This is a genomic window from Ectopseudomonas oleovorans (genome assembly GCF_003052605.1).
Taxonomy (GTDB): Bacteria; Pseudomonadota; Gammaproteobacteria; order Pseudomonadales; family Pseudomonadaceae; genus Aquipseudomonas; species Aquipseudomonas oleovorans_A.
This window is the reverse complement of sequence record NZ_QASO01000009.1, coordinates 1-12565: the sequence shown is the minus strand read 5'-3', so window position 1 is coordinate 12565 and position 12565 is coordinate 1. Positions and strand designations below refer to the sequence as shown.

Annotated in this window: 6 protein-coding genes and 5 pseudogenes; 8 read left to right on the top strand and 3 right to left on the bottom strand. The window is 58.5% G+C overall.

What is annotated here, in order from left to right; translation table 11 throughout:
* Positions 1–133 precede the first annotated feature (133 nt).
* Positions 134–1507: an IS1182 family transposase gene (locus DBO86_RS01755; RefSeq protein ID WP_003458619.1), complete on the bottom strand. Its 1374-nt coding sequence runs from the start codon at positions 1505–1507 to the stop codon at positions 134–136.
* Between DBO86_RS01755 and gmtZ the strand changes: the two genes are divergently transcribed.
* From gmtZ to DBO86_RS01725, 7 genes and pseudogenes are all read left to right on the top strand, one after another.
* Complete coding sequence (gmtZ, locus tag DBO86_RS01750) at positions 1476–4202, top strand: gamma-mobile-trio integrase GmtZ (protein ID WP_341865932.1); 2727 nt, start codon at positions 1476–1478, stop codon at positions 4200–4202. The genes DBO86_RS01755 and gmtZ overlap by 32 nt on opposite strands.
* Positions 4195–4830 (top strand): gamma-mobile-trio protein GmtX, encoded by a 636-nt coding sequence (gene gmtX, locus DBO86_RS01745; RefSeq protein WP_074861141.1) that lies wholly within the window; start codon positions 4195–4197, stop codon positions 4828–4830. The genes gmtZ and gmtX overlap by 8 nt, the downstream gene beginning before the upstream one ends.
* Before the next feature lie 55 nt (positions 4831–4885).
* Positions 4886–6862, top strand: a complete 1977-nt coding sequence (locus DBO86_RS01740) for a type I restriction-modification system subunit M (protein WP_108232833.1) — start codon at positions 4886–4888, stop codon at positions 6860–6862.
* Positions 6859–7651: pseudogene (locus DBO86_RS26170) on the top strand (restriction endonuclease subunit S); the annotation flags it as partial. The gene DBO86_RS01740 and the pseudogene DBO86_RS26170, both read left to right, overlap by 4 nt.
* Positions 7652–7763: 112 nt before the next feature.
* Positions 7764–8102, top strand: a pseudogene (locus tag DBO86_RS27200) (restriction endonuclease subunit S domain-containing protein); the annotation flags it as partial.
* Positions 8103–8180: 78 nt separating this feature from the next.
* Positions 8181–8297, top strand: a pseudogene (locus tag DBO86_RS27195) (restriction endonuclease subunit S); the annotation flags it as partial.
* Positions 8297–11515: pseudogene (locus DBO86_RS01725) on the top strand (type I restriction endonuclease subunit R). The pseudogenes DBO86_RS27195 and DBO86_RS01725, both read left to right, overlap by 1 nt.
* An 18-nt stretch (positions 11516–11533) precedes the next feature.
* Here DBO86_RS01725 and DBO86_RS01720 read toward each other — a convergent pair.
* Positions 11534–11755, bottom strand: a complete 222-nt coding sequence (locus DBO86_RS01720) for a helix-turn-helix domain-containing protein (protein ID WP_044316198.1) — start codon at positions 11753–11755, stop codon at positions 11534–11536.
* Positions 11756–11859: 104 nt separating this feature from the next.
* On the opposite strand from DBO86_RS01720, the pseudogene DBO86_RS01715 reads away from it, so the two are divergent.
* A pseudogene (locus tag DBO86_RS01715) lies at positions 11860–12285 on the top strand (hypothetical protein); the annotation flags it as partial.
* A gap of 42 nt (positions 12286–12327) precedes the next feature.
* Here DBO86_RS01715 and DBO86_RS01710 read toward each other — a convergent pair.
* Positions 12328–12565: transposase domain-containing protein (locus tag DBO86_RS01710; protein WP_146173174.1), on the bottom strand; the 238-nt coding region annotated here is incomplete at its 5' end.

Sequence of the window (12565 nt, the reverse complement as noted above, 5' to 3'; positions counted from 1 at the left end):
CCTAGCAGCCTGTCGGACTTGAATTCATAAATGGACAGAGCGCGACAAAGACAAAGCGAATTGCCCACTATTTGAGCGTTTTTAACCGGTTGTTGCCCTGAATTTCCTGAATTCGAGCGGATTCAGCCTCTGTTCACGCATTTTGAACGGAATGCGGGCGCAACGTGGCCATGCGTTTCAAGTTCCACGCCAGGCACACCAGGGTCCATTCGTTCTGGACATTCGCCAGACCGCGCAGCAGGAACTGACGGAAGCCCATCACCGACTTGATGATTCCGAATACCGGTTCCACCGTCTGCTTGCGCTGCCCATAGGCCGCGCGCCCGGCCTTGGTCTTGAGTCGGTGCTTCATTTTGTCGACCGGACTGGTCGGCTCCGATGACGCTGCCGGCTCTTCGAAACGCTCGCGCCAGTGCCGATGGTGGGCGTCGCGGCCCACGGCAATCAGGGGCTCGATCCTGGCGGCCTCGCAGGCTTCGACATTCTTCTCGCTGAAGTAGCCGCTATCGGCCAGGAATTTCTCCGGCTGGTTCAGCTCCTCGGGAAGCGCTTGAAGCTTGGCCAGCATCGGTACGACCTGTTCCTTGTCGTTGCCCGCCTGGGTCACATGCGGCGCCATGACCAACATGGATTCGCTATCGACCAGCGCTTGGGCGTTGTAGCACTGCTCGAAGCCGCCACCAGCCACCTTCATGATGCGCGACTCTTCGTCGGTCAGGTTGATCTGGTCGTCCGGGCGCGGGCCCACCTGCGGCGGCTTCGGCGGTTTGCCTCCAGGCTTCTTGCCGTTGGCCTTTTCCTTGGCCTCGCGCTTGTCCAGCTTGGCTTGATACTCGGCCTGCTCGCGCTCGAGGCGTTCCTTGGCCCGCGCTTCGATCTTGGTCTTGGCTTCTGCTATGGCGGCCAGGCGGTCTTCGCGCCGCTTGATCTCGTCGGGCAGACTGACCCCGTCGGGGAGGTCGCTCTGATCGGCCGCTTCTGCCAGCTTGAGCATCTCCTGGACCTCGGCCTTTAGCTGGGCCTCGATCTTCTCGGCGTGAGCATAGGACAGGGCGCTGTGCCGCGAGGCATTGGCGTGGATCTTGGTGCCGTCCAGACTGACCGTGCCAAAACGCGAGACTTGGTTCTCGCGCGCGATTTGCAGTACCTGCACAAAGGTCGCGGCGAACTGCTCTCCGTGGCGACGGCGGAAGCTGGCCAGGGTGTCGTGATCCGGGTGCTGGTCGCAGGCGATAAACCGGAACGCCAGGGAGTCATAGCTGGCTCGCTCGATCTTGCGGCTTGAATACGCACCCGTGGCATAGCCGTAGATCAGCAACGACAGCAACATAGCCGGATGGTAGGCAGCGCTGCCACGGCCCGCATAGACGCTCTCCAGCTTCGACAGATCCAGGCCCTCTACGACCTCCACCACGTAGCGCGCCAAATGTGACTCGGGCAGCCAGTCCTGCACCGACGGCGGGAGCAAGTAGTCGATTTCGCGGTTTATCGGTCGAAAGCGGCTCATACAGTCAGGTTCCAGGAGCGATGCGCAATTCTACCGGCGAGGGGAAAAGTCCGACAGGCTGCTAGGTAATGAACGGCCCGACTTTTACCCGACCTACGCCGAGGCCCAGGCGGCAGCCCAGGCGCTGGGCATCAAGAATCAGCCCGACTACAATAGCCGCTACAGCGAAGACCCGCGGCTGCCGGCCAGGCCCGGTAAGATCTATGCCGACGCTGGCTGGGTGGACTGGTACGAGTTCCTCGGTAATGACAATCCTAGCGCTGCGCTAGCCGACTACCCACTTATGTGGGCAAATGTTGAGCGGTGGCTGAAGACCCAAACGAACATCTCCACAAAGAAATCCGCGATCAGGTTTTTTGTGGGCGGTTTCTATCGGGTTCAGAGGTTTCCCGACGAACCCAGGTACCTGCTGCTACGCGCTAATCCATTCCCCATCGAGGCCTATCATCAGTTCATCGAGGCCCAAGCCGAGTCCCTAAAAAGGCCTTATCACGCTGCTATCACGGCCTTTTTCGGCTGGCTTTTGGATGAACACTGCACCGATGCCGACGCGGACGAGCGCATTGTGCTTGCTGAGTTCCGGAACCCCTTTCAAACGGTGCTGGCCGGCTTTGCAGATAGCTTGCAGGCCTACCGGCCCAACCAGTCCACCAAGCCGCCGCTTGGTTATGAATATATCCTCCGGGCGCGCAATTTCCTCGTGCCGAACGGCGAACAGGTATTGCAGACAAGGCCGAGCCTGACGGATTTGCCGCACCTACAAGACTTTTTTGCGACCCGCGCCGACTGGATTTATGTGGACGAGTCGTTGATCGACCGCGACGACCCGAACTGCATCTGGCGCGTGGTCAAGGCTGACCGCAAGATGAAAGACAAGCGCGAAGTGGTAAACAGCTATCAGATTTGGTCGCCTGTTCGCTTTGTGGCGCTTTACACGTTGCTGCGTTTTCCGCTGCGCGGCCAACAGATTCTCTGGCTGGACAGCGGCGAGGCGGATAACGAGATAGCCGTTCTCGATGCTGAGCATGGCGGTGTTCGCTGGGAGAAGAACATCGGCCCCCTGGCTGGGAAAGGGAGCAAGAAGCGTCGCCCGCAGGCTGCGGTACAGCGCGGCGACAAGGGCGCGCCAAAGCTCTATGTGACTACCAACAAGACCGGACGCCAGGAGGGTGGCTACGAAGTTGAGTGGATTCCTGATGATTTGCTCTATTGGTTCCTCTTGCTGCGAGACTGGCAAGCCAAGTACAACCCGCTGAAAGAGCCGACGCGCTGGTCTGATATCAAGCTTCGTGCCGAAACCAATGAGAAGATTTTGCAGGCACGTGGCACCCAATGCTTTCTGTTCCGCACGGACGCCTCGGGTCAGCCGGCATTCACCACAACGGCTTTCACTCATACTTTGCCGGAATTGCTCTACACGATTCAGCGCACTGGCGAAAACCTTGCCAGCGAAAGTCCCGGCTCCAAAGCGAACAATAAGCGCTATATCAGCCCCTACACACCGCACAGCCTGCGTGTCAGTCTGATCACGGCGTTCATCGCAGACGGCGAAGCGCCTATTCACCTTATCTCCAAGCTTGTTGGTCATGCCTCGCTAGTGATGACGATCTACTACATCAGGCTGAACAACGATCAGATGCGCCGCACCATGGGCGAGACTGAGAAGCGGGCCGCACAGATCTCAACTCAGCGCCATGCCGAAGCGGTAAGCACACAGGGATTACAGCCGCTTCGCCATCAACTGATTGCAACGGACGGAAATCGCTTGCTGCTCGAATCTGACGTGCCGAACTCGGCCTGCGTGGTATTCGATCACGGCATCTGTCCCATGTCAGGCGCTGCATGCCAAATCGGCGGCGAGGCTGTGGCCGAGAGAAAAGTTGAAAGTCTTTATGCCCCTGTCGAGGCGGGCTATCTCGGGCAGAAAAATTGCCCGCGATGTCGGTTCTTTGTCACCGGGGTTCCGTTCCTTGGCGGCCTGGTGGCGCTGGCCAACGAACTCGCGTTGGAGATTCACGCGGAAAGCGCACGTTTTCAGAGCTACGCGGCGGAGGTCGGTCGGCTTGAACAGGACTGGTATGACGCCTGCCAGGCCAATCAGCCGGACACTCAGCACTCGATTCGAAAGCAGGCGAGCGCCAACCAGCAACTCAGCGCCGGGAAGCTCGACGGCCTGCTGACTGACTATGCAGCCCTCAATCACTATGTCCAAGGCTGCCTGAAACTCATCAAAGAAGGCGAGCAGAGCGGCGAAGGCGAGAATGGCGTCAGACTAATCGCCGGTGGCGATCTTGCCGAAGTCGGTGTCGCTTTTGAAGAGTCCAAGACCAACTACCATTTGCTGGCCGAAATCTGCCAGAACGCGACTATCTATCGGTCGGCCAATCCCTCGCGCGCCGTGCCGCTGATCGCCCAGGCCATCGACCGTATGGCCGAGAACAACGGCTTGGCACCGACCATGTACAGGCTTGATGACGAACAGAAGCTGGTCGTTGCCAACGAGATGAACCGGATTCTCCTTCAGCGTTTAGGGTCCTGGGAAAAGATCGACGACCTGTTTTCGGGCGACCTGATGCTGCTCGACATCGACGCTCACGAGCCGGAGCTGACGCGCATTTCGACCGAGATCAAACAGCTTCTCTCTAATCCCAATCGCGTGTGCCAGTTGACCCACGAGGCTTCTATTAATGAGTGACCAACTTGTTTCGCCGCAGGACACCTACGGGCGGCTGATGAGCGAGGCCAGCGATAGCCGCCGCAAGCGCAGCCTGGAAGCCATCAATGAAGCGTGTCGGCTGCTGCATGAGCGGCATTCCTCGGACTTCTCCTACAAGACCATCATCACCCTTGGCAAAGACCGTGGGCTGCCGGTTCCCGGGGAAAAGTCCATCGTCAATACGACCGGCGCGCATTACCGGGAACTGATCCAGTCTTGGAGACTCGTGTCGCTGCCCAAGGCCAGTAAGACAAAGGCTGATCCAAATGATTGGATCGAACACATCCAAGACCCAGTGCTGCGCATGAGCGTGAGGCTGCTCGCCAAAGAGTTGCGGGCGCTCAAGGCCAAGGAGTCGCGGAAGGCTAAGTACAGTGGCGCACCGATCATCCTGGGAAGCACAGCGGGACAAGCCGTTTCCACTCGGCCGCTCTTGAATGATGCTGAGTTGGCAGCGTTGAAAGCTGCGATTGATCCGGCGTCGCTTGGCCTAGTGGGGCTGTCGATTGGCAGCAGGGGCGAATTGGTGGATGTGAAGAGAAGGACGATCCACAAGCCGGGTTTCCGTGATGCCATTGAAAAAGTTCTGGCTGTGCAGGTGAAGTGAAAACCGCCATCTAAGTTAGACTCGCGTTTTTGCGCGTATTCCAAGGAGCAGTTGCGTGAATACGGAAAACCATTCCCAGACGGCCGCCTTTCTCTGGTCGATTGCCGACCTGCTGCGCGGTGACTTCAAGCAGTCCCAGTACGGTCGCATCATCCTGCCGTTTACCCTGTTGCGCCGGATGGAATGCGTGCTGGCGCCGACCAAGGATGAGGTGATCAAGCAGACCTTTGCGCAGGAAGGCCGTCCCGATACCGTGCGCGAGATGATCCTGCTACGCGCCGCTGGCCAACAGTTCTTCAACGCCTCGCCGCTGACCCTCGGCACCCTGTCCGACACCCAGACCGCTGCCGACCTGATGAGCTACGTGCAGGCGTTCAGCAAGGATGCCCGCGAGATCTTCGAGCATTTCCACTTTGAAGATTTCGTCCAGCAGCTGGAAACCGCCAACCTGCTGTACCAAGTGGTGCAGCGTTTCGCCGCCACTGATCTAAGCCCCGAGTACATCAGCAACTTCGGCATGGGCATCATCTTTGAAGAGCTGATCCGCAAGTTCGCGGAAAGCTCCAACGAAACGGCCGGGGAGCACTTCACCCCGCGCGATATCGTGCACCTCACCACCTCGCTGGTGATCACTAATCAGGACCACAAGCTCGCGCCAAACAGCATCGTCACCATCTATGATCCAACCGCCGGCACCGGCGGCTTTCTGTCTGAGGGGGATGAATACATCCAGTCCATCAGCGAGAAAGTCAGCGTGTCGCTGCACGGCCAGGAGCTCAACCCCGAGTCCTACGCCATCTGCAAGGCGGACATGCTAATCAAGGGCCAGGACGTGGCCAGCATCAAGCTCGGCAACACCCTGTCCAACGACCAACTGGCCGACAAGCGCTTCGATTTCATGCTCAGCAACCCGCCGTTCGGCGTGGAATGGAAGAAGGTGCAGAAGCAGATCACCGACGAACACAGCCACAAGGGCTTCGATGGCCGCTTCGGTCCAGGCCTGCCAAGGGTGTCCGACGGCTCGCTGCTGTTCCTGCTGCACCTGGTCAGCAAGATGCGCGACCCTCGCGACGGTGGTTCGCGCATCGGCATCATCCTCAACGGCTCGCCGCTGTTTACCGGCGGCGCGGGTTCGGGTGAGTCGGAGATTCGCCGCTACCTGCTGCAGAACGATCTGGTCGAAGCCATCGTCGCGTTGCCCACCGACATGTTCTACAACACGGGCATCGCCACCTATGTGTGGATACTCAGCAACCACAAAGCCGCCGCGCGCCAGGGCAAGGTGCAGTTGATCGACGGCAGCCAGCACTACGCCAAAATGCGTAAGTCGCTGGGCAGCAAGCGTCAGTACATCACCGAGGATCAAATCAGCGAGCTGGTGCGCCTGTATGGCAGCTTTGAGCAAACCGCGCAGAGCAAGATCTTCCCCATCGACGCCTTCGGCTACCGGCGCATCACTGTCGAGCGACCGTTGCGCCTGAACTTCCAGACCAGCCCCGAACGCATCGCTAAGGTGCTGGAAGAAAAAGCCCTGCAGAAGCTCGACAGCGCCGCCCAGCAACAGCTGCTGGCCGCCCTACAAACCATGGACGCCAGCGCGCTGCACCGTAACCGCGAGCAGTTCAGCAAGCTGCTGAAAAAGGCCCTCAGCGCGCACAGCGTCAGCCTAAGTACGCCGGAACTCAAAGCCCTGATGAGCGCCCTGAGCGAGCGCGACCCCGAAGCGGATATCTGCACCATCAAGGGCCAGCCGGAAGCCGATGCTGGCCTGCGCGATAACGAGAACGTGCCGCTGGGCGAGTCGGTGTATGAGTATTTTGCGCGCGAAGTCATCCCCCATGTGCCGGATGCCTGGATCGACGAAAGCAAAACCGATGCGCTGGACGGCGATGTGGGCATCGTCGGCTTCGAGATTCCCTTCAACCGCCACTTCTACGTCTTCCAGCCGCCGCGCCCGCTGGAGGCCATCGACAACGACCTGAAAGCCTGCACCGACCGCATCAAGCAGATGATCGAGGGGCTGTCGGCATGACAAATTTGTCGGGAGCAAATTTGAACAACGGCGCAGCCGTTGGCCCGCAGGACGAGGGCAGGGAAAGCCCGAGTAGTTTTCCGGCATATCCGGCTTACAAGGATTCTGGCGGCGAGTGGATTGGCACTATTCCTGATCACTGGTCGGCAAGTCCGCTAAAGAGATCGTTCAAAATCGAAAGCGGCTCCACTCCAACGCCTGATGAAGTCAATTGGGACGGCGATATTGCTTGGGTAACTCCGGCTGATTTGAGTGGCCTGTCTTCATTCTTTCTTGATGCATCTAAAAGAACTATCACAGCCAAAGGTCTTGCTTCCTGCGGTACAACCCTTCTTCCAGCTGGGAGCTTGATTCTTTCTACGAGAGCGCCGATCGGTTCACTAGCGATTGCATTGAGAGGTATGTGTACGAATCAGGGGTGCAAAGGGTTAGTGCCGAATGCAAACGTACATGCAGTCTATTTTGCATTCGTCCTGCTGACAGCTAAAGACGAGCTGAACAATCGCGGAAGAGGCTCAACGTTCCTTGAGATATCTGGCGATGAGCTTAGCCGCTTTAGTATGCCGACGCCGCCATTCGCAGAACAAATCCAAATCGCCCGCTTCCTCGACCACGAAACCGCCCGCATCGACGCGCTGATCGAAGAGCAGCAGCGCCTGATCGAACTGCTCAAGGAAAAGCGCCAGGCCGTGATCTCCCACGCCGTCACCAAAGGCCTCGACCCCATGGTGCCAATGAAAGACTCTGGCGTTGAGTGGCTAGGTGAGGTGCCTGCGCATTGGGGTGTGAGAAAATTCTATTTTGGTATTAAGGGGCGATAATCGATAACCGAGGCCGGTCACCATCTTATATAGATAGTGGGATACCTATATTGGAGGCTAGGCAGCTTTCCGATGAGGCAATGGAGTGCTCATCAGATTTCAGTAAGTACATTTCCGAAGAAAGCCACTCTGAGTTCGTAAGGGATGATGTGGCTCCTGGGGACGTTCTTATGGTCACGGTTGGAACCATAGGCAAGGTTGGAGTGGTTGGTGAAAACCCTGATTATGTAATTTTGCAAAATATTGTTGGGTTCAGGTGTGATTACGATATTGAGCCTGGATTTATGGGGATTTACTTGAAGTCAGGTGCTGCATTTATGGCAATGCAAGCAACTAATAAAGAAAGCATTCTGAGCAGTGTAAAGGTTTCAGACTTTATTCAGCATAAAATGCCTTTGCCTCCTTTGGATGAGCAGAAAGCTATAGTGCGCTCGGTTAACGCCTCGCTATCCAAGTATGGGGTACTTCAAAAAGAGGCGGAGTTGCTTTGTTCAACCTTGCATGAGCGCCGCTCCGCCCTTATCTCCGCCGCCGTCACCGGCAAAATCGACGTACGCGGCTGGCAGCCTCCGGCCAGCGCACCATCTCCCGAACTAGCACAAGAGGCCGTGTAATGGCGGACAGCAAGGAAGCTCAGTTTCAACAAGACATTATCGACGCCCTGGCCGCCCAAGGCTGGCTAGTCGGCACCGCCAGCGGCTATGACCGGCGCACGGCGCTGTATACCGAAGATGTGCTGGGTTACTTCAAGGACGCCTGGCCGGAGCGTTGGGACAAGTTCGCCAAGGCCAACCCGAACAATCCGGATGATGTGCTGGTGCAAAAGCTGGTGCGCGAGCTGGAGCAGAGCGGCACCCTGGATGTGCTGCGCCATGGCTTCAAGCTGCCGGCGGTGAAGGTGGAACTGTGCAGCTTCCAGCCCGACCACGGCATGAACCCGGACACCCTCAAGCGTTACCAATACAACCGCCTGCGCGTGGTGCCGGAGGTGTCTTACTCGCCGCATGCGCGTGAGGCTGGTAGCAGTGGGCAGAGCTACAACCCAAGGCTGGACTTGGTGTTGTTCGTCAACGGCATCCCCACCGCCACGCTGGAGCTGAAAAGCGAGTTCAAGCAGTCGGTGGAAAACGCCAAGCGCCAGTACCGTTACGACCGTCCGGTAAAAGACCCGCTGACGCGCAAGCCCGAGCCACTGCTGACCTTCAAGCGCGGCGCGCTGGTGCACTTTGCCGTGGGCCAGAATGAAGTGGCGATGACCACCAAGCTGGCGGGTAAAGACACCTTCTTCCTGCCGTTCAACCTCGGCAGCGCGGAAGGCGGCGCGGGCAACCCGCTGCCTGAGGATGACAGCCAATACGCCACCAGCTACCTGTGACAACGCCTGATGCAGCCGGATGCCTGGCTCAAGGTGCTGGGGCGCTTTTTGCACCTGGACAAGAAAACCAGCGAAGGCTTCGACGGCACGCCGGTAACCAAGGAGACGATGATCTTCCCGCGTTACCACCAGTGGGAAGTGGTCAACACGCTGATTAACACCACCCGCGCCGAAGGGCCGGGCAAGCGCTACTTGATCCAGCACAGCGCCGGCTCGGGCAAGTCCAACTCCATCGCCTGGACCGCCCATCAACTGGCCTCGCTGTACGACGAGGTCGGCCAGCGCCTGTTCAACTCGGTGATCGTGATTACCGACCGCACCGTGTTGGATAAGCAGCTGCAGGACACCATCTACCAGTTCGAGCACGCTCAGGGCGTGGTCAAGCAGATCAACCGTGAAACCAGCAGCCAGAGCAAATCCGAGCAATTGGCCGAAGCGCTGGCCGAGCAGACGCGCATCATCATCGTCACCATCCAGACCTTTCCGGCGCTGTTCGATGCCCTGGACAAGTACCCCAAGCTGGCCAGCGGGCGCTATGCGGTAATCGCCGACGAAGCGCATTCCTCGCAAACCGGCTCATCGGCCAGCAAGCTGAAACAGATTCTCGGCAGTGATGCCCTCGGCTCTGATAACCAAGAGCGGGAAGAAATCAGCGCCGAAGAGCTGCTGGACGCCGCCGTGCAGGCGCGCCAACCGAATAGGCGCATCAGCTACTACGCCTTTACCGCCACGCCCAAGGCCAAGACCCTGGAGCTGTTCGGGCGCCCGGCCGACCCGACGCTGCCGGCCAGTGCCAGCAACAAGCCCGAGGCGTTCCACCTGTATTCCATGCGCCAGGCCATCGAGGAGGGTTTTATCCTCGACGTGCTCCGTAACTACACCACCTACAGCACCGCCTGGAAGATCGCCCACCCGGATGGCGAAGACGACGAGGTGGACAGCAAGAAAGCGCGCATCAAGCTGGCCCGTTGGGTGCGGCTGCATCCGTACAACATCAGCCAGAAGGTCGAGGTGCTCGTTGAGCACTTCCGCGCCAATATCCGTGGTCTGTTGAGTGGCCAGGCCAAAGCCATGGTCGTCACCAGCAGCCGTCAGGAAGCGGTGCGTTACCAGTTGGCAGTGAAGGCTTATGTGCAGCAGATGGGATACGCCGATGTGCACCCGCTGGTGGCCTTCTCTGGCAGCGTATTGCCGGATGAGGTGATCCCCGAAGAGGTGACGGAAAGCAGCAGCCTGCTCAACACCGGCCTGAATGGTCGTGACCTGGCGCAGGCGTTCGACACTCAAGACTTCAACGTGATGATCGCGGCCAACAAGTATCAGACCGGCTTCGATCAGCCCAAGCTGTGCGCCATGTACGTGGACAAGAAGCTGCAAGGCGTGGACTGCGTGCAAACCTTGTCGCGGCTGAACCGCACCTTCGGTGACAGCAAGCAAACCTTCATCCTCGACTTCTTCAACGAGCCGCAGGACATTCTCGACGCCTTCTTGCCTTACTACACCAAGGCCGAGCTGACCGATGTGACCGATCCGCAGATCATCTATGACCTGCAGAAGAAGCTGGATGCCGAGGGCATCTATCACTGGCAGGAGGTCGAGGCGTTCGCCATGGCCTTCTTCGACCCCAAGGCGGCGGCCAGCAAGCTGAGTTACTACTGCACACCGGCCAAGGAGCGCTTTGCCAAGCGTTATGCCTTCTCGCTGGAGTCGCGCCAGCAGGCGTTGGATTACAAGCGTACAGCCGAAGCCAACGGTGACAGCGCCGGCCTGAAAAAAGCTGAGCACGCGCTGAAAGAGGCCGGCGAGCAGGTGGACCAGCTCGACCTGTTCCGCAAGAACCTGCAGAGCTTTGTGCGCCTGTACGAATTCCTCTCACAGATCGTGCCTTATGAGGACCGCGAGCTGGAGCAGCTGTGCGTGTACGCCAAGCACCTGCACCCACTGCTGCGCGTGGATCGCCTGCAACAAGACCACGTGGACGTGGGCGAGCTGCAACTGAGCCACTACCGCCTGAGCAAGCGCGCCGAGCACCAGTTACGACTGAGTGAGGAAGATGGCGAATACACCCTCAAACCCGGCAGCGACGTGGGCAGCGGTAAACCGCATGACCCGGAGAAGAAACGCCTGTCAGAAATCATCGAAGCGCTGAACGATATCTTTGGTGCCGAGGTGAGCGATGAGGACCAACTGCAGTTCCTCACCGGCATCGCCCAGCGCATCAGCCGCCAGGAAGATGTAATGGCTCAAGTGAACAACCACTCCGTGGAGCAAGTGATGCACGGCCTATTCCCCAAGCGCGTGCTGGACACCGTGCTGGACGCCATGACCGACCACGAAAAGCTGTCGCTGGAAGTGCTGGATAACGAGACCAAGAGCCGGGCGTTTGCCTTGGTGATTTTGAAGATGCTGACGGCGACTGGCGGTTTGGGACAAGGTAGTAGCGGCGCTGCGGTCTGACCGTATTACGTTCTCGGGTTAGATTTCAGATGGCTGTGGCAGAAGGCTTGAAGGATCGCAGGCGAGTTCGCCTGCGATGCGGTAGAGCTTCTCGACGGTGATGTTGACCTCGCCACGCTCGATCCGTCCAACGTAGCTGCGGTCGATATTGCACGCCAGCGCCAATGCATCCTGGGAAATCCGGCAGGCTTTCCTCTGCACTCGGATGCGTTCCCCTAACGCTTTCGCCAACTTATCCATGACCGTCTCAATTTAACTTGAGGCGGCACTATCGTGCGTTTGCGGATGCACGGGCCACGGACTATAATCCGCATTTTTCTTGCGCTAACTCTTCTGGTGCCTCAATGAAATCGGCCTCGTTTATCTTCGACAGGCGTCTGTATGAGCTGCTTCAGGAGCAAGGGCGTACAACCTTTACGACCCGTGAACTGCGCGATGCCTATGCCGCTCGCCTGAGTGGTACACATTTTCGTATCACCGATGTGCGCCGCTATGTGTATGAGCAGATTCGTCGATTAGTGCGCGCGGGCTGGGTTGCGCAGGATGAGGATCGTCGTGTTCGAGGGCAGGTCTACCACCTGCAGCCGATTCCGGCACATCTGCAACTGGAACTGATCGAAAACGGTTTTGAGAACAGCCTGATGGCTGCCGGAATGCCCGAACCAGACACGGCAGTTTTCGACGTGGAAGCTTTGCCGCTTAAGCCATCAGCCAATACGGATTTGCAGCTGGAGGCGCTCCACAAGGAAATCCGCTTGGACTTTCTCACTGTAAACGCTCCATAAACCCCGTCCTGGCGGACGGTTTTTATTTCAGGAAGCAGAGGCAGAAGCTGGCGAGCAGTTCCACGGCAGCAGCGCTTCGTAATCCTCGACGCTACTGGCGGTCGGCAGGCGTTCAAGGATGTGGCGCAACCAGGCGTAAGGCTCTTGCCCGTTGGCTTTGGCAGTTTCGATCAGGCTGTAGATCTGCGCGCTGGCGGTAGCGCCCTTGGGCGTGTCGCTGAACAGCCAGTTCTTGCGGCCGATGACGAAGGGACGGATGGCGTTC

Excerpts from the sequence above, each read along its gene's own strand:
- DBO86_RS01755 (WP_003458619.1), bottom strand. The coding sequence starts at position 1,507 with ATGAGCCGCTTTCGACCGATAAACCGCGAAATCGACTACTTGCTCCCG.
- gmtX (WP_074861141.1), top strand. The coding sequence starts at position 4,195 with ATGAGTGACCAACTTGTTTCGCCGCAGGACACCTACGGGCGGCTGATG.
- DBO86_RS01720 (WP_044316198.1), bottom strand. The coding sequence starts at position 11,755 with ATGGATAAGTTGGCGAAAGCGTTAGGGGAACGCATCCGAGTGCAGAGG.